The sequence below is a fragment of the Limnohabitans sp. genome, assembly GCF_036804465.1.
GTDB lineage: Bacteria > Pseudomonadota > Gammaproteobacteria > Burkholderiales > Burkholderiaceae_C > Limnohabitans.
Window position 1 is genome coordinate 14,245 of the sequence record NZ_DAIRSK010000016.1, and the last position, 23,263, is coordinate 37,507.

At 58.0% G+C, this 23,263-nt stretch carries 24 protein-coding genes; 17 read left to right on the forward strand and 7 right to left on the reverse strand.

Annotated features, from left to right (window positions below; all coding sequences use genetic code 11):
• Window positions 1-154 precede the first annotated feature (154 nt).
• Together groES and groL are read left to right on the forward strand one after the other, a co-directional pair.
• On the forward strand, window positions 155-442 hold the full coding sequence (gene groES, locus V7Q41_RS09805) for a co-chaperone GroES (protein WP_333845641.1): 288 nt from the start codon (window positions 155-157) through the stop codon (window positions 440-442).
• 34 nt (window positions 443-476) lie between these two features.
• Window positions 477-2,132 (forward strand): chaperonin GroEL, encoded by a 1,656-nt coding sequence (gene groL / locus V7Q41_RS09810; protein WP_333845642.1) that lies wholly within the window; start codon window positions 477-479, stop codon window positions 2,130-2,132.
• Window positions 2,133-2,314: 182 nt separating this feature from the next.
• Here groL and tal read toward each other — a convergent pair whose 3' ends face one another.
• On the reverse strand, window positions 2,315-3,280 hold the full coding sequence (gene tal / locus V7Q41_RS09815; protein WP_333845643.1) for a transaldolase: 966 nt from the start codon (window positions 3,278-3,280) through the stop codon (window positions 2,315-2,317).
• Between the two features lie 55 nt (window positions 3,281-3,335).
• Here tal and V7Q41_RS09820 point away from each other — a divergent pair, with 55 nt between their 5' ends.
• The 3 genes from V7Q41_RS09820 to V7Q41_RS09830 all read left to right on the forward strand — a co-directional run bounded on the left by V7Q41_RS09820 (window position 3,336) and on the right by V7Q41_RS09830 (window position 6,303).
• A complete protein-coding gene (locus V7Q41_RS09820) occupies window positions 3,336-4,250 on the forward strand; it encodes a complex I NDUFA9 subunit family protein (RefSeq protein WP_333845644.1) in 915 nt (304 codons plus the stop codon).
• Between the two features lie 86 nt (window positions 4,251-4,336).
• Window positions 4,337-5,038, forward strand: a complete 702-nt coding sequence (locus tag V7Q41_RS09825; RefSeq protein WP_333845645.1) for a glutathione S-transferase family protein — start codon at window positions 4,337-4,339, stop codon at window positions 5,036-5,038.
• A gap of 35 nt (window positions 5,039-5,073) precedes the next feature.
• Window positions 5,074-6,303, forward strand: coding sequence for a multifunctional CCA addition/repair protein (locus V7Q41_RS09830; protein WP_333845646.1), 1,230 nt, complete (start codon window positions 5,074-5,076; stop codon window positions 6,301-6,303).
• 304 nt (window positions 6,304-6,607) lie between these two features.
• Here V7Q41_RS09830 and V7Q41_RS09835 read toward each other — a convergent pair whose 3' ends face one another.
• Window positions 6,608-6,802: a DUF2905 domain-containing protein gene (locus tag V7Q41_RS09835; protein ID WP_333845647.1), complete on the reverse strand. Its 195-nt coding sequence runs from the start codon at window positions 6,800-6,802 to the stop codon at window positions 6,608-6,610.
• Between the two features lie 8 nt (window positions 6,803-6,810).
• A complete protein-coding gene (locus V7Q41_RS09840) occupies window positions 6,811-7,944 on the reverse strand; it encodes a class I SAM-dependent methyltransferase (RefSeq protein WP_333845648.1) in 1,134 nt (377 codons plus the stop codon).
• Between the two features lie 68 nt (window positions 7,945-8,012).
• On the opposite strand from V7Q41_RS09840, the gene V7Q41_RS09845 reads away from it, so the two are divergent.
• The 4 genes from V7Q41_RS09845 to ttcA are packed head-to-tail and all read left to right on the forward strand — an operon-like array spanning window position 8,013 to window position 10,474.
• A complete protein-coding gene (locus V7Q41_RS09845) occupies window positions 8,013-8,804 on the forward strand; it encodes an SDR family oxidoreductase (RefSeq protein ID WP_333845649.1) in 792 nt (263 codons plus the stop codon).
• Window positions 8,801-9,190 carry a dihydroneopterin aldolase gene (locus V7Q41_RS09850; RefSeq protein ID WP_333845650.1) on the forward strand — a complete coding sequence of 130 codons (390 nt, stop codon included), beginning with the start codon at window positions 8,801-8,803 and terminating at the stop codon, window positions 9,188-9,190. The genes V7Q41_RS09845 and V7Q41_RS09850 overlap by 4 nt, the downstream gene beginning before the upstream one ends.
• Before the next feature lies 1 nt (window position 9,191).
• Window positions 9,192-9,560 carry a dihydroneopterin aldolase gene (locus V7Q41_RS09855; RefSeq protein WP_333845651.1) on the forward strand — a complete coding sequence of 123 codons (369 nt, stop codon included), beginning with the start codon at window positions 9,192-9,194 and terminating at the stop codon, window positions 9,558-9,560.
• A 2-nt stretch (window positions 9,561-9,562) separates the two neighbouring features.
• The gene (gene ttcA / locus V7Q41_RS09860; RefSeq protein WP_333845652.1) at window positions 9,563-10,474 is read left to right on the forward strand and encodes a tRNA 2-thiocytidine(32) synthetase TtcA; all 912 of its coding nucleotides are present in this window, start codon (window positions 9,563-9,565) and stop codon (window positions 10,472-10,474) included.
• Window positions 10,475-10,795: 321 nt separating this feature from the next.
• Here the strand turns inward: ttcA and V7Q41_RS09865 are convergent, their stop codons facing one another.
• The 4 genes from V7Q41_RS09865 to V7Q41_RS09880 all read right to left on the reverse strand — a co-directional run bounded on the left by V7Q41_RS09865 (window position 10,796) and on the right by V7Q41_RS09880 (window position 14,169).
• Window positions 10,796-11,659 carry a fumarylacetoacetate hydrolase family protein gene (locus V7Q41_RS09865; protein ID WP_333845653.1) on the reverse strand — a complete coding sequence of 288 codons (864 nt, stop codon included), beginning with the start codon at window positions 11,657-11,659 and terminating at the stop codon, window positions 10,796-10,798.
• An 80-nt stretch (window positions 11,660-11,739) separates the two neighbouring features.
• Window positions 11,740-12,378, reverse strand: coding sequence for a nucleoid occlusion factor SlmA (gene slmA, locus V7Q41_RS09870; protein WP_333845655.1), 639 nt, complete (start codon window positions 12,376-12,378; stop codon window positions 11,740-11,742).
• A 15-nt stretch (window positions 12,379-12,393) separates the two neighbouring features.
• Window positions 12,394-13,266, reverse strand: a complete 873-nt coding sequence (gene argB, locus V7Q41_RS09875; RefSeq protein ID WP_333845656.1) for an acetylglutamate kinase — start codon at window positions 13,264-13,266, stop codon at window positions 12,394-12,396.
• Window positions 13,267-13,302: 36 nt separating this feature from the next.
• A complete protein-coding gene (locus tag V7Q41_RS09880) occupies window positions 13,303-14,169 on the reverse strand; it encodes a hypothetical protein (RefSeq protein WP_333845657.1) in 867 nt (288 codons plus the stop codon).
• Between the two features lie 138 nt (window positions 14,170-14,307).
• Here V7Q41_RS09880 and galE point away from each other — a divergent pair, with 138 nt between their 5' ends.
• From galE to V7Q41_RS09920, 8 genes are all read left to right on the forward strand, one after another.
• Complete coding sequence (galE, locus tag V7Q41_RS09885) at window positions 14,308-15,330, forward strand: UDP-glucose 4-epimerase GalE (protein WP_333845658.1); 1,023 nt, start codon at window positions 14,308-14,310, stop codon at window positions 15,328-15,330.
• Window positions 15,327-18,068 (forward strand): sugar transferase, encoded by a 2,742-nt coding sequence (locus tag V7Q41_RS09890; RefSeq protein ID WP_333845659.1) that lies wholly within the window; start codon window positions 15,327-15,329, stop codon window positions 18,066-18,068. The genes galE and V7Q41_RS09890 overlap by 4 nt, the downstream gene beginning before the upstream one ends.
• Before the next feature lie 4 nt (window positions 18,069-18,072).
• Entirely contained in the window at window positions 18,073-19,092 is a 1,020-nt protein-coding gene (locus V7Q41_RS09895) for a glycosyltransferase family 4 protein (RefSeq protein WP_333845660.1), read from the forward strand.
• Between the two features lie 47 nt (window positions 19,093-19,139).
• Window positions 19,140-19,412 (forward strand): BrnT family toxin, encoded by a 273-nt coding sequence (locus V7Q41_RS09900; RefSeq protein WP_333845661.1) that lies wholly within the window; start codon window positions 19,140-19,142, stop codon window positions 19,410-19,412.
• Entirely contained in the window at window positions 19,372-19,641 is a 270-nt protein-coding gene (locus V7Q41_RS09905; RefSeq protein WP_333845662.1) for a BrnA antitoxin family protein, read from the forward strand. Before V7Q41_RS09900 ends, V7Q41_RS09905 begins: the two co-directional genes overlap by 41 nt.
• Before the next feature lie 9 nt (window positions 19,642-19,650).
• Window positions 19,651-20,733 (forward strand): glycosyltransferase, encoded by a 1,083-nt coding sequence (locus tag V7Q41_RS09910; RefSeq protein WP_333845663.1) that lies wholly within the window; start codon window positions 19,651-19,653, stop codon window positions 20,731-20,733.
• Window positions 20,734-20,735: 2 nt separating this feature from the next.
• Complete coding sequence (locus V7Q41_RS09915) at window positions 20,736-22,043, forward strand: hypothetical protein (RefSeq protein ID WP_333845664.1); 1,308 nt, start codon at window positions 20,736-20,738, stop codon at window positions 22,041-22,043.
• Between the two features lie 110 nt (window positions 22,044-22,153).
• Window positions 22,154-23,263 (forward strand): DegT/DnrJ/EryC1/StrS family aminotransferase, encoded by a 1,110-nt coding sequence (locus V7Q41_RS09920; RefSeq protein ID WP_333845665.1) that lies wholly within the window; start codon window positions 22,154-22,156, stop codon window positions 23,261-23,263.

Below are 23,263 nucleotides of genomic sequence, written 5' to 3' on the forward strand. Positions count from 1 at the left end.
TTTTTCATGCCTGAGGGACTTGAAATGGCGAGAGATACCCTAAAATTAGCACTCAATGGCGGCGAGTGCTAACAACCAACCGCCAGTGGCTTTTCTTGTGAACACCTGGGTGTTCGCATTCTTTTCAAACCCCTAGCTCTTATTTGGAGATGCAATGAAACTTCGTCCTCTCGGCGACCGCGTGATCGTGAAACGTATCGACAGCGAAACCAAAACCGCCTCTGGCATCGTCATCCCTGACTCAGCCGCCGAAAAGCCTGATCAAGGCGAAGTCTTGGCCGTCGGCCCAGGCAAAGCCAACGACAAAGGCGAGATCAAAGCCTTGTCAGTGAAAGTCGGCGACCGCGTGTTGTTCGGCAAGTACAGCGGTCAAACCGTCAAAGTGGCGGGTGACGAGTTGCTCGTCATGAAAGAAGAAGACCTCTTCGCCGTCGTCGAATAAGTTCACGAACTCAGAAATTTAAGGAAATATCAAAATGGCAGCAAAAGACGTAATTTTCGGCGGCGAAGCCCGCGCACGCATGGTTGAAGGCGTGAACATTTTGGCCAACGCGGTCAAAGTGACTTTGGGCCCTAAGGGCCGTAATGTGGTGTTGGAGCGCTCGTTCGGCGCCCCCACCGTGACCAAGGACGGTGTGTCCGTGGCCAAGGAAATCGAACTCAAAGACAAGTTGCAAAACATGGGCGCACAGATGGTCAAGGAAGTCGCTTCCAAGACGTCTGACAACGCAGGCGACGGCACCACCACCGCCACCGTGTTGGCCCAAGCCATCGTGCACGAAGGCATGAAATACGTGGCCGCCGGCATGAACCCAATGGACCTCAAGCGCGGCATCGACAAAGCCGTGCACGCTTTGATCGAAGAGCTGAAGAAAGCCACCAAGGCCACCACCACCACCAAAGAGATCGCCCAAGTCGGCTCCATCTCTGCCAACAGCGACCACAGCATCGGCGAAATCATTGCCAAAGCCATGGACAAAGTGGGCAAAGAAGGCGTGATCACCGTGGAAGACGGCAAGTCGTTGGACAACGAACTCGACATCGTGGAAGGCATGCAATTCGACCGCGGCTACCTGTCACCTTACTTCATCAACAGCCCAGAAAAGCAAGCCGCTTTGTTGGACAACCCCTTCGTGTTGTTGTTTGACAAAAAGATCAGCAACATCCGCGATCTGCTGCCTACCTTGGAAGCCGTTGCCAAAGCGGGCCGTCCTTTGTTGATCATTGCCGAAGAAGTCGAAGGCGAAGCCTTGGCAACTTTGGTGGTCAACACCATCCGTGGCATCTTGAAAGTTGTGGCTGTGAAGGCTCCAGGCTTTGGTGACCGTCGCAAAGCCATGTTGGAAGACATCGCCATCTTGACCGGCGGCAAAGTGATCGCTGAAGAAGTGGGCCTGACCCTCGAGAAAGTGACTTTGGCTGACCTCGGTCAAGCCAAGCGCATCGAAGTGGGCAAAGAAAACACCATCATCATCGACGGCGCTGGTGCAGCGGCTGACATCGAAGCCCGCGTCAAACAAGTGCGCGTGCAAATCGAAGAAGCCACGTCTGACTACGACCGCGAAAAGCTGCAAGAGCGCGTGGCCAAGTTGGCTGGCGGTGTGGCCGTGATCAAGGTCGGCGCTGCCACCGAAGTCGAGATGAAAGAAAAGAAAGCCCGCGTCGAAGACGCCCTGCACGCCACCCGCGCTGCCGTGGAAGAAGGCATCGTGGCTGGCGGTGGTGTGGCTTTGCTGCGCGCACGCCAAGCGGCTGGCGTCATCAAAGGCGACAACGCTGACCAAGAAGCTGGCATCAAGCTGGTGTTGAAAGCCATCGAAGCGCCTTTGCGCGAGATCGTTTACAACGCCGGTGGCGAGCCATCGGTGGTGGTGAATGCAGTGTTGGCCGGCAAAGGCAACTACGGCTTCAATGCAGCCAACGACACCTACGGCGACATGATCGAAATGGGTATCTTGGACCCCACCAAAGTGACACGCACTGCCCTGCAAAACGCAGCGTCGGTGGCTTCTCTGATGTTGACCACTGAGTGCATGATCTCTGAAGCGCCAAAAGACGAGTCTGGCGCTGGCGGCATGCCTGATATGGGTGGCATGGGTGGTATGGGCGGCATGGGCGGCATGGGCATGTAAATATGCTCCTTGCCTGAGAGCACAGGGCGGCGTTGCAGCCGCTTGCCGTGGCCATGCCACTGTCAGCGCGTCTGCGCCTTGCCCTTTACTCTCATGCTGCGTCGGGATGCTTTTTGGCAGACTGACAAACCCAATAAAAAAGCCCCGCAGTGCGGGGCTTTTTGTCGTCTGTGCTCAGGTACTTAATGCATCAGGGCTTCCAACTTCACCGCATCCGCGCAAAAAGCGCGAATGCCTTCGGCCAACTTCTCTGTCGCCATCGCATCCTCATTCATCGCATAACGGAACGACACCTCGGTGTGATGCACCGCTGGCAAGTCCAGTTGCATGGCGGCAGGCGCGCTCAAGGCTTGCGTCAATGGCTCAGTGGAGGCGCCCAATTGCGCCAACAACTCAGGCGCGATGGTCAGCAAATCGCAGCCTGCTAAGGCGGTGATTTGGCCCACGTTTCTAAAGCTCGCGCCCATCACCTCGGTCTGGATGCCGTGGCGTTTGTAGTGGTTGTAGATGGCACGGACAGACGTCACGCCGGGGTCGTTGGCGCCCGCATTGTCGGCTTCGACCCACCCACCGCTTGCGGTGGCTCCTGGCACTCCGCCAGCCGACTTTTTGTACCAGTCGTAAATGCGTCCAACGAACGGGGAGATGAGTTGCACCTTGGCATCGCCACACGCCACCGCTTGGGCGAAGGAGAACAACAAAGTCAGGTTGGTGCGAATGCCCTCGCGCTCGAGCGCGGCAGCGGCTTGAATACCTTCCCACGTCGAGGCGATTTTAATGAGCACGCGTTCGCGCTTGACGCCTTGTGCCTCGTAGAGCGCCATGATGCGTTTGGCACGCGCCACCGTGGCGCCAGTGTCAAAACTCAAACGCGCATCCACCTCGGTGGACACGCGGCCAGGGATGGTGGCCAAAATTTCGCAGCCAAATCGCACCAACAGACGGTCAATCTGCGCCTCCATGGGCGCGTTGCCGTGTGCCGAGACAGTGTCTTTGAGCAAAGGCAGGTATTCGGGCTTTTGCACCGCCTTCAAAATCAAAGAAGGGTTGGTGGTCGCGTCTTGCGGCTGGAACTGAGCGAGCTGCTTGAAGTCGCCCGTATCGGCCACAACGACGGTGAATTGCTTGAGGGCGTCGAGTTGGTTCATGGTGTGATTATCCTGCGTCACCACAGTCTAGTGGCTTGGCGCTACAGTGTGATTTATGCAAACTTTTACGCCTCAAAAAATTCTGGTCCTCGGTGGCAGCGGCTTTGTCGGCCGCCATGTGTGTTCACGCCTCAGCCTGCAACACCACCAAGTCACCGTCCCCACCCGCCGCTTGCCTGCGCGCCACATCCAAATGATGCCAGGCGTCAGCGTGGTGCAAACCGATGTGCACGACGCCCAACAACTGCAAGCCTTGGTGCATGGCCATGATGTGGTGATCAACCTCATCGCCATCCTGCACGGCACAGAAGAAGAGTTCAACCAAGCCCATGTCACCTTGCCTGCCAACTTGGCGCGCGCCTGCCAAGCAGAACACGTGACTCGACTGATTCACATCAGTGCGCTAGGGGCTGATGTGCACGGGCCCTCGATGTACCAGCGCAGCAAAGCGCGGGGTGAGTTGGCCTTGCTAGCGGCCGCAGCCAAAGCGCCGCTGGCTTTGACCCTGCTGCGCCCGAGCGTGATCTTTGGCAAAGACGACCAGTTCATCAACCTGTTTGCCAAGCTGCAAAAGGTGTTCCCCATCATGCCGCTCGCGGGCGCGCACACCCGCTTTCAGCCGGTGTGGGTACACGATGTGGCGCAGGCCATCGTGCATTGCGTCAACACACCCAGCACCGAAGGCCATCTGTTTGAGCTGTGCGGCCCCGACATCATGACCTTGGCTGAACTGGTGCAACTCGCTGGGCATTGGGTGGGCAAAGAACGCGCCGTCATCCCTCTGCCCTACGCCATCGGATGGCTGCAAGCCCTGTTGATGGAGTTTGCACCTGGCCCCACACTGATGAGCCGCGACAACTTGGACTCGATGAAGGTCAACAACATCGCCAGCCCAGATGCGCTTGGCTTGCCTGCGTTGGGCATTGCCGAATCCAAGTCCATCAAACGTTTGTTTGTGCCGGGGCATTGAGGTGCTATTTGATATTTTGTAAATTGGCCATAAGGAAAATCTAAATTGATGCGGGATGATGCTTATCCACTTCTAAGGACTTGCACATGGCACTCACCTTAATCATCGGCAACAAAAACTATTCCTCATGGTCTATGCGCCCTTGGGTGCTCATGACGCAAATGAGAATTGCGTTCACAGAGCAGCGCATTCGCCTTGATAACTTTGACGCAGACTCTGACTTCAAACAAACAGTGCTGGCCGTTAACCCAGCGGGCAAAGTTCCTGTGCTGATTGATACGTCATTGAGCGCAAACCACGCAATCTGGGACACGCTAGCCATTTGTGAATACCTCGCGGAAACCTACCCCGAACTTCAGCTTTGGCCCGCAGATAAAGTTGCGAGATCACGTGCGCGTAGCCTGTGCGCCGAAATGCATTCGGGCTTAGGTCAACTGCGCTCGCACTGCCCCATGAACATCGAAGCCGAACTGCCTGAGGTTGGCGCACGTTTACTGCGTGAGCAGGCAGGGCTACGTACAGATTTGGAGCGCGTGGTTCAGATGTGGCAAGGTGAGTTAAACCAAAGCAGCGGTCCCATGCTGTTTGGCAAGTTCAGTATTGCTGATGCGTTCTTTGCGCCAGTGTGCATGCGCCTTTTCAGCTATGCACTGCCCTTGCCATCCGATGTGCAGGCTTATGTTGCCCGTGTGTTGGCTCTACCCAGCGTAGCGCAATGGATGAGTGAAGCTTTGGCAGAAAAAGACTTTATTCAGTCTCAAGAGCCTTATCGCTTAGCCCCGCAATAAATCAAGCAGTACTGCCACGTTTTACACTGTGGTCTATGAAAACATACCTGGTCGGCGGCGCAGTCCGCGATGCCCTGATGGGCCTCGCAGGATCTGACCGCGACTGGGTGGTGGTGGGCGGCACGCCCGAAGCCTTGGTGGCGCAGGGCTATCAGCCCGTAGGTCGCGACTTTCCAGTGTTCTTGCACCCCGACACGCACGAGGAATACGCGCTGGCCCGCACCGAGCGAAAAACGGCACCCGGCTACCACGGCTTTGCGGTGCATGCGGCACCGGATGTGACGCTGGAAGAAGACCTGGCCCGACGCGACCTGACCATCAACGCCATTGCCCAAGACGCGTTCGGCCAGCGCACCGACCCTTTTGGTGGCGAGCGCGACATTGCCGCCAAAGTGCTGCGCCACGTGACCGAGGCCTTTCGGGAAGACCCCGTGCGCATCCTGCGCTTGGCCCGATTTGCGGCACGCTTTCCCGATTTCACCGTTGCACCCGAGACGATGACGCTCATGCGCGAGATGGTGAGTGAGGGCGAGGTCGATGCATTGGTGAGCGAGCGTGTGTGGCAAGAGTTGTCGCGCGGCTTGATGAGCGCCAAGCCCTCACGCATGCTGCAAGTGTTGCGCGCATGCGGAGCCTTGCAACGCCTGCTGCCCGAAGTCGACCGCCTCTACGGCGTGCCGCAACGCGCCGACTACCACCCCGAAATAGACACTGGCATTCACCTCGAAATGGTGCTCGATGTGTCAGCCCAAACAAACGCACCCCTCGAAGTGCGCTTTGCTTGCCTATGCCACGACCTGGGCAAAGGCACCACCCCTGCCGATGTGCTGCCCCGCCACATCGGCCATGAACAGCGCAGCGAACAACTCACCCGCGCTGTGTGCACCCGTTGGCGCGTGCCGGTGGAGTGCAAAGAACTGGCCGAGTTGGTGGCGCGTGAGCACGGCAACATCCATCAGAGCTTGGGTTTTGGTGCAGAGGCGGTGTTGCGCTTATTGGTTCGCTGCGATGCGCTGCGACGGCCCGAGCGGTTTTTGTTGGCGTTGCAAGCCTGTGCGTGTGATGCGCGTGGGCGATTGGGCAAAGCGGACGAGGTTTATCCGCAACAGCCTCGATTGGCTGCGTTACTCAAGGCAGCTCAGTCGGTGGACAGTGCGGCTGTGAGTGCGCAAGCGTTGCAAGAAGGTCTGCAAGGGGCTGCTATTGGGGCGCGTATGGATGCGATGCGGTTGGCGGCTATTTCTTCGGCTCTTTCTTCTCTTTAAGTTGGGCGCAGCGAAGCGGCAAGGGCGGTAACCGCTCTGCTCCGCCGTCGCTTCGCGCCTAATGTCGCTGCCGCGGTCACCGCCCTTGCCGCTTCGCTGCTTTGGGCTTGCGTTGCTTTGCATCTCACGCCAGCAGTTTGGCTACGAAAAGTCAGATAGCTCACGCGCTCAATACTTAAAAAACTCTCCTCTACCGCGTCAAGCGGTGTGGGGTGTGCCTGCGGCAGCGACATTAGGCGCGAAGCGACGGCGGAGCAGAGCAGGCACACCCCACACCGCTTGACAAAAAAGGGAAGTCTAAAAACTACAAAACCTGAGCAATCCCAGCACACACCAAGCTGAGAATGATGGTCGACGCAAACGGAATGAATATCTCCCGCCCAAACACCTTGAACCGAATATCGCCAGGCAATCGCCCAAAGCCGAGCTTTTGCAACCAAGGCGTCAACGCGTTGATCAACAACAACGCCACAAAAACAACAATCAGCCAGCGCGCCATACCGCCGCTTACAACGCGTAACTTCGGTCACCTTGTGCAAAGCCCATGGGCTCCCACTCGGTCGTGCCAAAGGCCAAGACTTTGAACAGCTCACCCATTTCGTGCTCGGTGATGAGCTTTTGGGCCATGCTTTTTTCGGCCAGTGGCGCGTCTACCAGTGGAGGCAGCAAGCCGCAGTTGATCAAGAAATGCGCTTGGGTGGTGTAGCCCAACACCTGCAGGCCCGCGTCTTGCGCTGCCAGTGCCACGCCAGTGAAATTGACGTGAGCGGTGATGTCTTTGCGGCCCACATCCACCAAGGGGTTGGCGTCTGACTTGTGCCGCTGATGGCACATCAGCGTGCCCATGCTGCGCTGGGGGTGAAAGTATTCGCTTTCAGGAAAACCGTAGTCGATCAAAAACGCCGCGGCGCCTTTGCCCGTGGCGGCCTCGCCCGCTTTGAAACGGTCCGCCAAGGTGGCCACGAATGCTTGGGCTTGGTTGTGAATTTCGGTCAAGTAGTCATGCTCGCCTGGCACCTCCATGGGTGGGCGCAAATCGCTGACACGGTCTTCCCATTGCAACGCATCTGCACGCCACACCACACCGCGCTCATGCCACACGCCAGCTTTGCGCACCAACAGTTGCACGGGCATGGCGTCCAGCACCTCGTTGCCCAGCACCACGCCGCTGAGTTGTTCGGGCAGCGCATCGACCCAATGCACCTTGGGCGCGTGGGCCACAAGCGTGGCTTGTTGGCGCGCGCGCAAGCTGCCCGATAAATCGACGATGGTGTAGCGCTTGACGCTCACACCCATCTGACCCAGACTGTCCAGCAGCTGCAAAGCCAAAGCACCAGAGCCAGCACCAAACTCCCACACCTCGTCAGTGCCCGTCACGTGGAGCGCCTCCGCCACTTGCTGGGCCAGGGTGCGCCCAAAGTGCTGGGACATTTCGGGAGCGGTGGCAAAGTCGCTGCCACTCTCAGGGCTGAGGCCAAACTTGCGCAAGCTGTTGGCGTAGTAGCCCATGCCCGGGGCGTAAAGCGCCAACGCCATGAAACGGTCAAAGCCCAGCCAACCGCCTGCATCGGCGATGCTGCGCTGAATCAGGGTATGCAAAGCCTGTTGGTCCGGGTCGTTGGATAATTGGGGGATATTCATTGGGTGTCGATCGTAACTCGAGCGTCACCACCCTCCCCATCGTTCTCACACCACAGGCACCTCACACCATGCGCTCTTGGGCACTCATCACTGGCGGCAGCGTTCGCTTGGGTCGCGAAATTGGACTCGCTTTTGCGCATGCCGGGTGGAATGTGGCTTGCCACTACAACCGATCAGAAACGCAAGCACACGCGCTGTGCGCCGAGCTGCGCACACTTGGCGTGCAGGCCATCGCGGTGCAAGGCGAGCTAGAAGACGAGGCCAGCTGCCAACACATCTTTGACACCACCGTGGCCACCAGTGGCACGGCCCTGCAATGTGTGGTGAACAACGCCTCGTTGTTTGTGCCGGATGAGGGCGCTGACTACGACGAGGCGCAAGCCTTGGCGCAGATCAAGGTCAACCTCATGGCGCCCATGCGCTTTGGCAAATGGATGGCGGCGCTGCATGCACAGAGCGCTGAAGCGCCGCCTCATGCCAAGCCCAGCGTCATCCATGTGTTGGACCAAAAGGTGTTCAACCTCAACCCCGATTATTTTTCGTACACGCTCTCCAAGCTTGCCCTAGAGCGCGCCGTCAGTCTGCAAGCGCAGTCGCTCGCGCCCACCTTGCGCGTGAATGCCGTGGCCCCCGGTCTGTTGTACCTGAGCGGGCCCCAAACACAAGACAACTTTGACCGAGCCGCCCAAGCCAACTTGCTGCGCCGCCCCATCAACCCAGCCGATGTCGCCAGCAGCGTGGTGTTTTTGGCAGGTAACGCCAGCATCACCGGCACCACCGTGCGCGTAGACAACGGTCAACATTTGTTACCACTCGCACGTGATGTGATGTTTGTGGTCGAGGATCTATTTCAATCATGAACGAATCACTCTTGCTCAACTACCGCCGCTTGTTTTTGCGCGGCTTCACCGTTCAAGCGCACATCGGCATCCACGACTTTGAGTTGCAAGCCGCGCAACGCCTTATTCTCGACGTGGACTTGTATGTGTCGTTCGCGGGCACCAGCCCCAAAGACGATCGCATCGACGAAGTGGTGGACTACGACTTTGTGCGTGCCGTGGTGCATGCGCGCATCGCACAAGGCCACATCAACCTGCAAGAAACGCTGTGCGACGACATCCTCACGCGCTTGCTCGAGCACACGGGCGTGATGGCTGCGCGCGTGTCCACCCGCAAACCCGATGTCTACCCCGACTGCGACGCGGTGGGCGTAGAAGTGTTTCGCGCCAAACCTGGAGTGCTTTGACATGGCCAGCAAGGGCACCCAAATTCTTCACCTCACCGGCCTGCGCTTTGATGCCAACCTGGGCATCTTGGAGCACGAAAAACTTGAGCCGCAACCGATTCAAGTCGATGCCGAATTGAACCTGGGCACACAACCCCTGATGCCCCACGACGATGACATTTGCCATGTGCTGGACTACCGCAAGGTGCGCCAGATCATCATCACCGAATGCACCGCCGAGCACGTCAACTTGCTCGAAACCCTGATTGGCAAACTCGCCCACCGCCTGATGCAACTGCCGGGGGTGTTGGGCGTGCGGGTGAAAATCGCCAAGCTCGAAATTTTTGATGACTGCGAAGTGGCCATTCGCATGGAAACAGGACAATGGTGACTATGACAACCGCTGAAAAAGACCTCCACAAAGACACGAAGCAAATCAAGATCGAGCACGAAAACCACAAGCTCGAAAAACGCCTGTGTCGCCAAGTGGGCCAAGCCATCGTGGACTACAACATGATCGAAGAAGGTGACAAGATCATGGTCTGCATGTCGGGCGGCAAAGACAGCTACGCCATGCTCGATATTTTGCTGATGATGCAGCAACGCGCACCCATCAGCTTTGAGCTGATTGCCGTCAACCTCGACCAAAAGCAACCCGGCTTTCCTGCCGATGTGCTGCCCACCTATTTGGCGCAAGTGGGCGTGAAATTTCGCATCGAAACGCAAGACACCTACTCCATCGTCAAAGACAAAATTGCCGAAGGCAAAACCATGTGCAGCTTGTGCTCGCGCCTGCGCCGCGGCATTTTGTACCGCGTGGCAGGCGAGTTGGGCTGCAACAAAATTGCGCTGGGCCACCACCGCGATGACATCTTGCAAACCTTCTTCTTGAACATGTTCTTTGGCGGAAAACTCAAAGCCATGCCGCCCAAGTTGGTGAGCGACGGTGGCGACCACATGGTGATTCGCCCCCTGGCCTACGTGGCTGAAAAAGACCTAGAGCGTTGGTCCAAAGTGCGTCAGTTCCCCATCATCCCGTGCACGCTGTGCGGCAGCCAAGACGGCTTGCAACGTCAGGTGGTGGGCGAGATGCTGCGCGAGTGGGAGAAGAAGCACCCAGGGCGTATCGAGAACATGTTTGCGGCGCTGCAAAACGTGGTGCCTTCGCATTTGATGGATCACACGAAGTTTGATTTCAAGTCCTTGGTGTCAACGGGCGAAGCGTCCGAGGATGGTGACAAGGCGTTTGACCATGAAGAGTTTCCTATGGCTTCGTTGCCGGGGATGCAGGTGGTGTCGCTTTAAGTCTTTGCACTGATTTTCTGAGCTCGCTTCGGAGAGGGACTTAGGGCAGGTTCCTCATGCTGGAGTACCAGAAATCGTCACCTGCCCTAAGCCCCTCCCCGAAGTCTGCGTCCGACATTGCTTCGCTCGTCTGGTTGGGCGCAAACGTTTGTTGCTACGAACCCCCAAAGCGTTGCGTGCATGGGGTGTGGCGGCTGACGATTTCTGGTACGCCAGCATGAGGAAGCCGCCATACCCCATGTGCGCAACGCGCCTCACTCGAAGCACACAAACAAAAAAGCCACCCAAACAAGGTGGCTTTTTCAAGGGAAAGCAAAAGGATCAGAGCTTAAAAGCCACCACCTTTTGATGCTGCTCACCCAGACCTTCAATGCCCAAAGCCATCACATCGCCACGCTTCAAAAACACAGGCGCTGACTTGCCGTCTTTCTTTACCCCCATGCCCACGCCTGGCGGAGTGCCCGTGCAAATCACGTCACCGGGCTTCAAAGTCATGAACTGGCTGAGGTAACTCACGATTTTGGCGACCCCAAAAATCATGGTTTTGGTGCTGCCGCTTTGCATGCGCACGCCGTTGAGGTCGAGCCACATGTCCAGCTTTTGTGGATTGGGCACTTCGTCACGCGTGACCAACCAAGGACCGATGGGGCCAAAGGTGTCGCAGCCCTTGCCCTTGTCCCAAGAGCCGCCACGCTCGAGCTGGTATTCACGTTCGCTCACATCGTTGATCAGGCAATAACCCGCCACGTAGTCGAAGGCGGCTTTTTGCGACACATGGCGCGCTTCGGTGCCAATGACGATGCCCAGCTCAACCTCCCAATCTGACTTGACCGAGCCCTTGGGCAACATCACATCATCGTTCGGGCCTTGGATGCAGCTGATGGCCTTCATGAACACGATGGGTTCTTTGGGAATGGGCATTCCCGATTCGGCAGCGTGGTCGGCGTAATTCAGGCCAATTGCCAAGAACTTGCCCACGTTCGCCACAGGGCAGCCCATGCGGGGCTTGCCTTTGACCAAAGGCAGCTTGTCCGTGTTGAGCTTGGCAAGTTTGGCCAAGGCTTTGTCGCTCAATTGATCGGGCGTCACATCTGCAATGACTTTGCTCAAGTCGCGCAGCTTGCCTGCCGCGTCAATAAGGCCTGGTTTTTCTTTGCCGGGATTGCCATAACGCACGAGTTTCATAAGTCGCCTTTGGAATTTAAAAAATGGGGTTGGAAGAAGCGGCTAGATTTTGTCGTCACGCCGCGGTCGCACCAAGCACATCAGCGACACATGAGCGCAAGCGATGCTTCCACATGGTCGAGCGGCGAGCGCTTAAAACCCGAACGCGAAAAGCGCTGCAATTGCCCCAAGGCAAAGGCCAGCAACACCGCGGCTCGCACTTGCGCGTCAGCCGTGGGCGTGGCTGATTGATTCGCTTGAGCCGCGGCGCGCAGCACTTGGCGCAAAGCCGACTCAATCCGCTCAAACAGTTGGTTCATGCGTTGATGCAAGCGCTCGTTTTCAAACACCAAAGCGTCGCCCACCATCACGCGGGCCATGCCTGGGTTTTTTTCGCCAAACTGCAGCAGCACGGTGACCATGCGAGCGGCTTTTTGTGCGCCGTCGCCTTCGCGCTCGGCAATTTGGTTGATCAGGCTGAACAGGCTGTGCTCGATGAAATCAATCAAGCCTTCAAACATCTGCGCCTTGCTGGCGAAGTGGCGATAAAGCGCCGCCTCGCTCACGTCCAGCTTAGACGCCAACAGCGCGGTGGTGATGCGCTCGGTGCCTGGCTGCTCCAGCATGCTCGCCAGCGTTTGCAAAATTTGCTCACGCCGCTGGCCTGGCTTCATGCGTTGTCGAACCTTGGGCTCGTCGCGATCGTGCGTGGTTTCGTCAGGCGAGGCGTTGTCGGACATGGCTTTGTAGAAAAGTTAGTACGAGCGAATCATCGTGCCGAAGGCCTGTTCGGTCAACACCTCCAGCAGCATGGCGTGTGGCACGCGGCCATCAATGATGTGCACCGCATTTACACCGCTCTTGGCGGCATCCAAAGCGCCTGCGATTTTGGGAATCATGCCGCCGCTGATGGTGCCGTCGGCCACCAACTCGTCAATGCGACGCGGTGTCAGCTCCGCCAACAGCTCGCCTTGCTTGTCCAGCACGCCGCGGATGTTGGTGAGCATCAACAGTTTTTCAGCGCCCAGCACCGTCGCGAGTTTGGCGGCCACCACATCGGCATTGATGTTGTAGCTCTCGTTGTTCGCGCCAAAACCAATCGGGCTGACCACGGGAATGAAGGCATCGTCTTGCAACGCCCTCACCACGCTGGGGTCGATGCTGACGATGTCGCCCACTTGGCCTACGTCGTATTCTTTTTCGGGGTCTTTGCTGTCATGCACCATCAGTTTTTGGGCGCGAATCATGGCGCCGTCTCGGCCCGTCAGACCCACCGCTTTGCCGCCCGCTTGGTTGATCAAGCCCACGATGTCTTGTTGCACCTCGCCGCCCAACACCCACTCCACCACTTCCATGGTTTCGGCGTCGGTCACGCGCATGCCTTCGATGAACTCACCCTTTTTGCCCAAGCGTTGCAACAAGCCTTCAATTTGCGGACCACCACCGTGCACGACCACAGGGTTCATGCCCACGAGCTTGAGCAAGACCACGTCTTCGGCAAAGGCTTTTTGCAAGGCCGGGTCGGTCATGGCGTTACCGCCGTATTTGATGACGAGGGTTTTGCCGTGAAACTTGCGGATGTAGGGCAGCGCCTGGGCCAAGATGTCGGCGGGTGAAAAATCGCTCATGGTTTGCAACTTTGTAGAGGTTAAGGGGCGTTCAACTTACTCGGCGTGTTCCACCGCCGACGCAGGCGCCGTGGCTTGAGCCGCTTGTGGGCCCAGCACCAGCTCGCGCACCATTTCGCGCAACAGTTTTTTCTCTTGGAAGCTCAGCGCGCGCTCCAACACGCGACGCACGCCCAACAGCAACTGACGGTCCACCTCTTGTGGAATGCCGCGTGTGTTTTGCAGCTCTTCGCGCAACTCTTCACGCAGGTCTTCGGGCTCATCGGCCCACCAGGTGTGGATGACGGTGTTGAGTTGCTCGCGCAACTGCTCGGGGTCGGCCTGAGGCGCGGCATGCATCGAGGTGCTGTGGCGTGAGCCTCCTTCGCGCGAGGCTTGCGCGCCCAACACCACGCGTTGGTCCGCTTGCGACAACAAGCGGGCCCAGCCTGGGTCTTCGCGGTTGAGTTGCGCCATGTTGCGCGAAGCTTCGTCGGCCAACAGGTGCACTGACACGCCGTGCAACTGGGCTTCGTCAATCAGGCTGATCAGTCGCTCGTCGTCGCTGCCCACCAACAGGTGGTCACAAGCGCCGCGCTCGGCCAAGCGCTTGAGGTCAGCGCCCAAGGTGCGCAACATCGACAAACCCCCATCTTGGCTGTGCGGCAACACGGCGCGACAGACTTGACCGCCAATGGCTTGGTCGTCCAAGGCGTCGCTGTACCAATACACGCGGCGCAGGTTCAGCTCCAAGCCGTTGTGGGTCAAGGCGTTGTTGAGTAAGGCGTGCAACTGCGGGCGCACAGGGTCTTGTGCAGCATCGGTATGGCCTTGCAGCCAAGCTAAGAAACGGGCATCAATGAGGGCTATGCAAGATTCAGCGCCAGCGTGCGCTGAAGCGTTGGAGGAATGTGTGCGTTTCATGAAAGTACTAAAAAGGTAAAAAGATAGAAATCACTTGCTTGTGCACTAACTGTGCGCACGGGCAAGCTGGAATTATTTTAGGCCGCTGACCGCATTTTCGCGGGGGATAATCACCAAAACCTACAAATTTTTTACACCATGACTTCACCCATTTTGATCACTGGCGGCACGGGCTTCATTGGCTCGCACACCGTTGTCGCGCTGGCACAAGCTGGTCAATCCGTGGTCATTTTGGATAATCTGTGCAACTCCAGCCCCAAGGTGTTGGACCGCTTAGCCAAGCTTGGCGCCAGCCCGCTCGAGTTTGTACAGGCTGACATCCGCAATTCAGCCGCCTTAGACGCCCTGTTTGCGCGCTACACGTTTGCAGGCGTGATCCACTTTGCGGGCCTCAAGGCGGTGGGCGAATCGGTGGCCCAGCCGCTGCGCTACCTCGACAACAACGTCAGCGGCACCCTTAGCCTGCTGCAAGCCATGGACCGCGCCCATGTGCGCCGCATCGTCTTTAGCTCGTCGGCCACTGTGTATGGCGACCCTGTGAGCGTGCCCATTCCCGAAACCGCGGCATTGACCGCCACCAACCCTTATGGCCGCACCAAGCTCATGTGCGAAGACGCGCTGCGCGAGCTGCACGCGGCTGACCCGCGCTGGAGCATCGCCATCCTGCGCTACTTCAACCCCGTAGGCGCGCACGAAAGCGGCCTGCTGGGCGAAGCGCCCAATGGCATACCCAACAACCTCATGCCCTACATCACGCAAGTGGCCTTGGGTCAGCGCACGCACCTGCAAATTTTTGGCAACGACTACGACACACCCGACGGCACCGGGGTGCGCGACTACCTGCATGTGTGCGACTTGGCTGCTGGCCACTTGGCTGCGCTGCGCGCCTTGCATGAACCCAAACTCTTAACCGTCAACCTCGGCACCGGCCAGGGCGTGAGCGTGCAAGAAATGGTAGATAGCTTTGCCCGCGTCAACGGCATGCCCATTCCCCACCAAGTGGTGCCGCGCCGCCCTGGCGATGTGGCCCAGTGCTTGGCCGATCCTCGCCAAGCCAAGGCCCTGCTCAATTGGCAAACCGTGCTGGACCTGGACCGCATGTGCGCAGACGCATGGCGCTGGCAGTCCATGAACCCACAAGGGTTTGACACACCCCTATGAAAAACCAAGACGACGGCACGCTGTCCCTGTTTGACGACTTCCCACCGGCTCCACAACCCGCAACCTTGCCGGCTGCGGAGTCGGTTAAAAAGCCTCGCGCCAAACGCAAGGTGGTCGAGCCTGTGATCGAGCCCGTGATCGAGCCCATGGCCGAGCCCGTCGTCCAGCCCGTGATCGAGCCGGTCTTGCAACCCGTGGTTGAACCAGAGGTTCACGTCGAAACCACATTGCACCTCGCTGGCTTGGTGGCGCCGCAACGCCGCCGCAACAGCCCCTGGGCCAAGCGCCACACCGACGACTCAGCGCCGCCTGCCACCAAAATTCCGCACGTGATGATCGTCATCACCAAAGGCGAGACAGGTGGCGCCCAATCGCATGTGTTGGCGCTGTGCCAAGCGCTACAAAAACAAGTCAAGTTCACCGTGGTGATTGGCGGGCCTGTTGAAGCATCCGCCTTGGGTCGCGACCTGGGCGCACTTGGCATCACCGTCTGCCCCATGCCCCACATGGTGGAGTCACTCAACCCGTTCAAGCTCTGGCCCGCCGTCCAGCAATTGATTGGCTTGATTGAGGCATTTCCGCCAGACATCATTCACGCGCACAGCGCGATTGCGGGCTTGACGTCTAGGCTGGCTTGTAAAAGCACAGCCCGCCCCGTGGTCTACACCGTGCATGGCTTTGGCTTTAAGCCCGAAGTGCCTTGGATGCGCCGAACAGCTTCGGCCATGGCCGAACAACTGTTGGCGCGCTGGACCACGCAAATGATTTGTGTGTCCAAGCACGAGCGCGATCTGGCCTACGACTTGGCCATCGACCCCGCTCGCGTGCACATCATTGCCAACGGCATTGCACCCTTGCCAGCCGCTGAGGTGGCTGAGGTGGCTGAGCAAACCCCCTCTGCACTGCCACGCCTCATCATGGTGGCTCGCATGAAAAGCCCGAAGCGCCACGACTTGCTTCTAGAAGCCTTGGCCCAGGTGCGCACCACCTTAGGTGTCGAGCTGCCCGTCACTTTGGCTGGCAATGGTCCGTTGACCGCGAAACTCCAAGCGCAAGCCAAAGCCCTCAACCTGCACCACATCACCTGGGCGGGCGACGTGCACCACGTTAGCGCGTTGTTGGCGCAGCACGATGTGTTTGTGCTGCTGTCTGACCACGAAGGCATGCCCATCACCGTGCTCGAAGCCATGCGCGCGGGTCTGTGCGTGTTGGCCAGCGATCTGCCTGGCATTCGCGAACAAATCCACACCAACCAAGAAGGCCTGTTGGTGGCCAACACCGCTGACGCGGTGGCTGCACAGCTTGTGCGTTTGGTGCGCGAACCGCATTTACGCCAACGCCTTGGGCGTGCAGCACAAACTGTCTTCAACACCTCGTTCACGCAAACGCAAATGGCCAGCCGCGTGTTGGAGGTGTATCAAACATGCCTCACGCACGATGCCCCCACCTCGCGTCCGATTGCACAACTGGGGTCTGCCTCGATGCGCATGCGCGATGCGCTGCAACACTGGGCCTTGTGGGGCGTGTGGATGATGGTGCCCAGCCTCATGGCCGCACAACTGTTGGAAGATGCGGGCCTCATGACCTACCAGTTTGGCGAAACGCTGTGGTGGTGTGTGCTGCCCTACGCAGTGGCCACGCACTTGCTGATGCGGGCATCGCACTTGCCCGTGGCCGAGCGCAGCGGGGTGTTGTGGGTGTCCACCACCGCGCCTTTTGTGTTCACGCCTTTGGGCTTTGCGTTGCTGCAACAGCCCTACTCACGCGCCGCCGTGGTGTGGGCCTATGCCGCCACCACCTTGTGGCTGTGGTGGGGCTATCGCCGCCACGTCAAGCAACGCGCCTTGCGCTTGGTGCACATCGACGCCAACGTGCCCGCGCAGCTAGACGCATGCCTCAGCCCCAACACGCTGGCCCCCCAAGCCGTGCAGCTCATCGCGTGGAACCCCAACAGCGACACCCCCCTGCCCGCTTGCGACGGCGTGGTGCTGGACCGCCATGTGCGCAGCACCGATGCGCGCACCCGCTTGTTGGGTGAACTCAAAATGCAACACCTGCGCTTGTACAGCGTTGAATCGGTGGCCGAGCTGACCAGTGGCCGCAAGATGCTGCCCACCGCTGCTGACTCGTTGTGGGAAATCGACAACGACCCCAGCTACGACCGTGCCAAACGTTTGCTGGATGTGGCCACCGTCGTCGCTCTGTCGCCCCTGTGGTTGCCCCTCGCTGCGGGCGTGGCGCTGGCCGTGCGCTTTGACTCCAAAGGCCCGGCCTTGTATTCGCAACCCCGCGTGGGGCGCGATGGCCAAGTGTTCACGCTGTGGAAATTTCGCAGCATGGTGCACGGCTTGCAAGCGCCAGGCGTGCACTTTGCGCAAGCCGACGACCCGCGCATCACGCGCGTGGGCCGCGTGTTGCGCCGCAGCCGTTTGGACGAATTGCCACAGCTCTTCAACGTGCTGTTGGGCCACATGAGCCTGATTGGCCCGCGCCCCGAGCAAACCGCGTTTGTGCGCGACTTTGCGGCCACCATCCCGAGCTACCCTTACCGCCACCTGGTGCGACCTGGCCTCACGGGCTGGGCGCAAGTGCAGCAAGGCTATGCCGACAGCGCCGACACCACACGCATCAAGCTCAGCTACGACTTGTATTACGTGGCGCACTACTCACTTGCGCTTGATTTGCTGATCGCTGCTAAAACGGTGAAGACCATTTGCACTGGTTTTGGCGCGCGCTAAACACATGAACGCACGCCGCATCCTGCTGCTCGAAGAGCCCACCTGGGGCGGCGTGCACACCATGACGCGCACCTTGGCAGACGCACTCATCGCGCAAGGCTGGCACATCACCGCGCTGGCTTGGCGACAAACGCCATGGTCCGCTTTGGTCCACGCAGCCCAACAACATGAGGTGATCGTCGCCAGCCACAACTTTGGCCCCACCTATTGCGGCGCTGCACTCAAGGCCATCACGGGCACGCCGCTGGTCAGCTGGGTACATGGCCCGTTGATCGACGTGCTGCATGAAGCAGGCGCATCGGCGCTCAAACAACTATGGCTCCGACTCATCTATAAACAGGTGAACCAGTTTGTATGCGTGTCGCGCACCACGCAAGACACGTTGCTCAGCTTCATCACCCTGGGCCAAGGCCAACGCTGCAACGTGGTGCCCAACGGCATTGCCCCAATGCCCGAAGGCCAGCCTCTTCATGTGCACGCGGGCCACGGCGGCGGAAGTCTTCCCCCCTTGCTGCTGGGCTACGTGGGCCGCTTGTCTGCCGAAAAACGCCCTCGTTTGTTGCTCGACACCATGCGCCATTTGCCCACCGAAGCGCAACTGGGCATCGTGGGCGAAGGCCCCATGCATCGGCAAATGATTCACGAGGGCATGGACTTGATGGTGCAAGGCCGCGTGCATTTTTTGGGCAAACACCCCAGCGGCCAAAGCCTCTACAAACCGTGGCAAATGACGCTGCTGACCTCCCGCTACGAGGGCTGCCCCATGACCGCGCTAGAGTCGCTCGCCTGTGGTGTGCCCTGCGTGTCGCTGCCCATCCCCGCCCTCCGCGAGCTGTACGACTTGGACGCGCCTTATCTGCTGGCCCGTGGTGACGCGCCTGTGTCTTTGGCCGAAGCGGTGATGACGGTGCTCAGCTTGCCCGAACAACAAGTGCGCGATGACATGGCGCGCATCGTGGCGCGGCATCACATCGATGGGTTTGTGGGGAATTGGCAAGAGGTGCTTCAGGCCATGAAAGTGTGACAAGCCAAGGTCTTGACATCTAATTTATTGGGTGTACATTAAATATCATGAAAATTGAGTTTGATCAAGCTAAGCGAGAGAAAACATTAGATGAGCGTGACTTGGATTTTGCTCGTTCGGACGAAGTTTTTTCTGGCGTGCACTTCACCGCACAAGACTCGAGAAAAGATTACACAGAAGACCGATTCATCACCATGGGCAATTTGGATAACCGTTTGGTTGTATTGGTCTGGACCCCGCGCGACGAGGTGCGTCGCGTTATCAGCATGAGGAAAGCAAATGACCGCGAAAAAGCCTTCTACGACCGCTACGTGGACTGACCCTGACGACGCCCCAGAATTGACCGAGGCCTTTTTTAAAAATGCCGATCAATATGTAGGGACGCAATTGAAAACCCGTGGTCGTCCAAAAGCGTCTGTCACCAAAGAGCCCGTCAAAATTCGCCTTGATGCCGATGTGCTGGCAGCGCTGCGTGCCAGTGGCGAGGGTTGGCAAACGCGTATTAACGACACCTTGCGAGCTTCTCTCAAGCTCGCTGGAAGGGTGTAAACCGAATTCATGCAGAGCATCGCAGCGCAAACCATTGCGCCTTATAGTTCAGCCGCCAAAAAACCCACCGTCTGCATCCACTTCGTGCGCAACGGCCCCGCCTATTTGCCCGAGATCGATGCGTATGTCGACTTCATCGCTTCACACGGCCACCAAGCCGTGGTGCATGACACGGGTGCGTCGGTGCCTGCCAATGCGCAGGTGGTGTGGTGGATGTGCGGGCGGGTCTCTGGCTCAGAAGCAAGCCGTTTAAAAACAGCATTCCACATCCACGAATACGCGTCTTCCTCCGCGCCACCCCACGCGTGGCTCAAAGATTTTGTCAAACACTGGACCCAACCCAAGCCCGACTACCGTGTGTTTCAAAACGGCTGGGTGCGTGAGCGCATGGGCTACAACGACGGCGTGCCCCACGCCCTGCGCGACATGGGCTTGGGGCAAGCGTTTTTTGATGCGGCAGCACCTGCACTGCCAGCGCCTTCTTATGCAGACGATGCACCTGCCCGCATACCACCCAACGAATTTGACCTGGTGTTTTTGGGCGAGATGACCCGCTTGTTGCCCTTCGTGCCGCTGCTGCACAGCATTCACGACGCTAGCCGCACGTTGCTGCTGGTGGGTGATGTGCCCGATGCCCTGCGCACACAACTGCCCCCCAGCGTGAGCTGCAGTGGCCGTGTGCCGCATGCCGATGTGCCGCACCAATTGCGCCGCGCACGCTTTGGCTTGAACCTTGTGGGCAACATCGAGCCCTACAACCAACAAACCTCCACCAAACTGCTGGAGTACTGCGCAGTGGGCCTGCCCGTGGTCAGCAACGACTACGCTTGGGTGCGCTACTTTGCGGCGCACTACCAAGGCAACTTTCATGTGCTGCGCGACGACCCTGCCAGCTGGCAACACAGCTTTGGCCAAGCGCTGGACGCCTACCCCTATGTGGTGCCCGATGTGCGCGAACTGGCTTGGCACACGCTGCTGGGTAAGCTGGCCATTTGGAGACACCTGCACATCGTGCCTGAAGCGGCAGACCCCTATGCACATGCACACGCACTTGCCCAGGAAATCGCTAGGCAGCAAGGCGCAAAGCGTTGAGCATGTTTAAACGCATCAACTTCAACAACATCAGCAGCACCAGCCGCGTGGTGGCGCTCTCGAGCGCCGTGGCCTTTGCCACGCAAGTGGCGTTTGCGCTGCTCATGCTGCGCTGGTTCACACCGCAAGAAGTGGGTGAGTTTTCGGTGATCAGTCAAATTGGTTTTTTCTGGATGACGCTGGCCTTGGCGCAAGCACCATTGGGGCTGTTGGCCAACCAGCATCTGCCAGCACACACGGCCGCTCAACACGCTTGGCGCACCAGCGCTATGCGCGGCATGGGCTTGTTGCCTGTGGCTGCGCTGGCCGTGTGGTTCAGCCAACTGGCCCTGTGGCCCGCCTTGCTGTGGGCGTCACTGTTGGCGTTTTGTCAGATGGGGTGGATGTTGGCGCAAAGCTTCACGCTGCGTGCGGGATCGGCTTGGCAACAAGCCGCGGTGCGGGTGTTGCCGCCACTCACGGCGGCAGCCGCCGCACTCACGGCTGGGCTATTGGGTGCATCTGTTGGCTGGAGCGGCCCGACTTTGGTGGTGTCCGCTCTGTTGGGCTATGCCTTGGGCGCGGTTTGGCTCGTGCCCGCTTTGCGCGAACACGTCGAGCAAGGTCACAGCACCCCGCCATCGCGATCGACAAGCGCTGCCGCTGATTCGGCCGCCACAGCGCCACCCACTCAAAGCCATCAATCCGACCCCCGCAGCGCCAGCCTGCGCATGGCCCACACCTTGGTCGATGCCTTGCTGGCCACCGCCATCATCGTGGTGTGGCAACGCCTGTATGGCGCAGAAGAAACGGGCTGGATGAGCGCCCTGTTGCGCGTGCTGGGCTTTTTACCCGCCGTGGTGCACATGGCATGGGCGCAAGTGGCGCTGGCGCAAGGCCCACATTCACCGACTGGCAACACGCGCTTGGCCAGCCCATGGTGGCTGGGCCTGGGTGCATTTGCCTGCGTCATGGTGTTGGGCCTCTCGTGCGCCGCGGCGCTGTACCTGGGATGGTTAGATCCGCGCTGGGGCGGTGTTTGGCCCTACATCGCACCACTCGTGTTGTGGCAAGGCAGCGCCTGCCTGTCGGCGGCGTTTAGCCACAGGCCTTTTCAGACGCAATCGGCCAGCGCGTATTCGTGGGCCTGTATGGCATTGGGGACTTTGCAAGCCGTGGTGCTGTTCGTGCCTGTGGTTTTGGCGCAGCCCATCAGCGCGGAGCAGCACATGGCTGGCTTGGCTTGGGTGAGTAGTTTGGGGTTGTTGGGGTTGACGGTTTGGATGGCGCGTCAGCCATACGCAACTCGATCTCGAATCCATACAAAATAAAGAAAGTAAAAAAATTAACTGTCTCCCACCTAGGATTGATACTTCTACTTAAAATTAAAAAATATCCATGACGTGCTGGATAAAAATATAAACAAGAGAAGTAATTAATTATGGGTAAAAAAATATATGTAACGAATCCATTTTTACCGCCATTAGAAGAGTTCTTGCCATCTCTTGAAAAAATTTGGGAATCGCGTGTCCTCACCAACGGCGGTCCTTTTCATCAAGAGTTAGAAGCCAAGCTGTGTGAATATCTGGGCGTAGAGCATATTTCTCTGTTCACCAATGGAACCATTGCCTTGGTCACGGCGTTACAGGCCTTGCGCATTTCGGGTGAAGTCATTACAACCCCCTATTCATTTGTTGCCACATCTCACTCTCTGATATGGAACAGCATCAAACCCGTGTTTGTTGACATTGACCCTCAAACATTCAATCTTGACCCCAAACTGATTGAGTCAGCAATAACGCCCAGTACAACGGCCATCATGCCTGTCCATTGCTATGGGATTCCTTGTGACGTGCAAGCAATCAAAAAAATTGCGGACAACTACAACCTCAAAGTTATTTACGATACAGCGCATGCCTTTGGTGTCAAACATGAAGGCCATAGCCTTTTAAATTATGGCGATCTCTCGGTGTTAAGTTTTCACGCCACGAAAGTATTTAATACATTTGAAGGCGGCGCCATTATTTGCCCAGATGCTGCAACTAAGAAAAGAATTGATAACCTCAAGAACTTTGGATTTGTGGATGAAACAACCGTTGTTGCACCTGGCATCAACGGGAAAATGAGTGAAATCAACGCTGCACTTGGCTTGCTGCAGCTTAAGTATGTAGACGTAGCTATAGAAAAAAGAAGCGATATAGCCGCTTCATACAGAGATGCATTTTCCAAAGTCAAAGGGGTTATTGTTCCCCCTGCAAGCAAAGCCACAAGGCACAACCACTCGTATTTTCCAATACTGATTGATGAAACTTATGGGATGTCGCGTGACGAGTTGTATGATTTGCTTCGTACATATGATGTATTTGCGCGACGCTATTTTTACCCTCTGATTTCCGAATTCCCCATGTACAGGGCATTAGCAAGCTCAAAGCCATCCAACATACCAGTGGCCCATCAAGTAGCGAGTCGAGTCTTGTGTTTGCCCATTTACCCTGATCTATCCAAAGAAGATCAAGATCGGGTTATTTCAATCATTTCAGGAAAAAAATAA

Coding starts and splice junctions, on each gene's coding strand:
- tal (WP_333845643.1), bottom strand. CDS start 3,280: ATGAACCAACTCGACGCCCTCAAGCAATTCACCGTCGTTGTGGCCGAT.
- V7Q41_RS09905 (WP_333845662.1), top strand. CDS start 19,372: ATGACCGCGAAAAAGCCTTCTACGACCGCTACGTGGACTGACCCTGAC.
- V7Q41_RS09825 (WP_333845645.1), top strand. CDS start 4,337: ATGGCACTCACCTTAATCATCGGCAACAAAAACTATTCCTCATGGTCT.
- V7Q41_RS09910 (WP_333845663.1), top strand. CDS start 19,651: ATGCAGAGCATCGCAGCGCAAACCATTGCGCCTTATAGTTCAGCCGCC.
- V7Q41_RS09840 (WP_333845648.1), bottom strand. CDS start 7,944: ATGAATATCCCCCAATTATCCAACGACCCGGACCAACAGGCTTTGCAT.
- V7Q41_RS09915 (WP_333845664.1), top strand. CDS start 20,736: ATGTTTAAACGCATCAACTTCAACAACATCAGCAGCACCAGCCGCGTG.
- galE (WP_333845658.1), top strand. CDS start 14,308: ATGACTTCACCCATTTTGATCACTGGCGGCACGGGCTTCATTGGCTCG.
- V7Q41_RS09855 (WP_333845651.1), top strand. CDS start 9,192: ATGGCCAGCAAGGGCACCCAAATTCTTCACCTCACCGGCCTGCGCTTT.
- V7Q41_RS09895 (WP_333845660.1), top strand. CDS start 18,073: ATGAACGCACGCCGCATCCTGCTGCTCGAAGAGCCCACCTGGGGCGGC.
- V7Q41_RS09880 (WP_333845657.1), bottom strand. CDS start 14,169: ATGAAACGCACACATTCCTCCAACGCTTCAGCGCACGCTGGCGCTGAA.
- V7Q41_RS09830 (WP_333845646.1), top strand. CDS start 5,074: ATGAAAACATACCTGGTCGGCGGCGCAGTCCGCGATGCCCTGATGGGC.
- V7Q41_RS09835 (WP_333845647.1), bottom strand. CDS start 6,802: ATGGCGCGCTGGCTGATTGTTGTTTTTGTGGCGTTGTTGTTGATCAAC.
- V7Q41_RS09900 (WP_333845661.1), top strand. CDS start 19,140: ATGAAAATTGAGTTTGATCAAGCTAAGCGAGAGAAAACATTAGATGAG.
- V7Q41_RS09865 (WP_333845653.1), bottom strand. CDS start 11,659: ATGAAACTCGTGCGTTATGGCAATCCCGGCAAAGAAAAACCAGGCCTT.
- slmA (WP_333845655.1), bottom strand. CDS start 12,378: ATGTCCGACAACGCCTCGCCTGACGAAACCACGCACGATCGCGACGAG.
- ttcA (WP_333845652.1), top strand. CDS start 9,563: ATGACAACCGCTGAAAAAGACCTCCACAAAGACACGAAGCAAATCAAG.
- V7Q41_RS09920 (WP_333845665.1), top strand. CDS start 22,154: ATGGGTAAAAAAATATATGTAACGAATCCATTTTTACCGCCATTAGAA.
- V7Q41_RS09890 (WP_333845659.1), top strand. CDS start 15,327: ATGAAAAACCAAGACGACGGCACGCTGTCCCTGTTTGACGACTTCCCA.
- V7Q41_RS09845 (WP_333845649.1), top strand. CDS start 8,013: ATGCGCTCTTGGGCACTCATCACTGGCGGCAGCGTTCGCTTGGGTCGC.
- argB (WP_333845656.1), bottom strand. CDS start 13,266: ATGAGCGATTTTTCACCCGCCGACATCTTGGCCCAGGCGCTGCCCTAC.
- V7Q41_RS09850 (WP_333845650.1), top strand. CDS start 8,801: ATGAACGAATCACTCTTGCTCAACTACCGCCGCTTGTTTTTGCGCGGC.
- groES (WP_333845641.1), top strand. CDS start 155: ATGAAACTTCGTCCTCTCGGCGACCGCGTGATCGTGAAACGTATCGAC.
- groL (WP_333845642.1), top strand. CDS start 477: ATGGCAGCAAAAGACGTAATTTTCGGCGGCGAAGCCCGCGCACGCATG.
- V7Q41_RS09820 (WP_333845644.1), top strand. CDS start 3,336: ATGCAAACTTTTACGCCTCAAAAAATTCTGGTCCTCGGTGGCAGCGGC.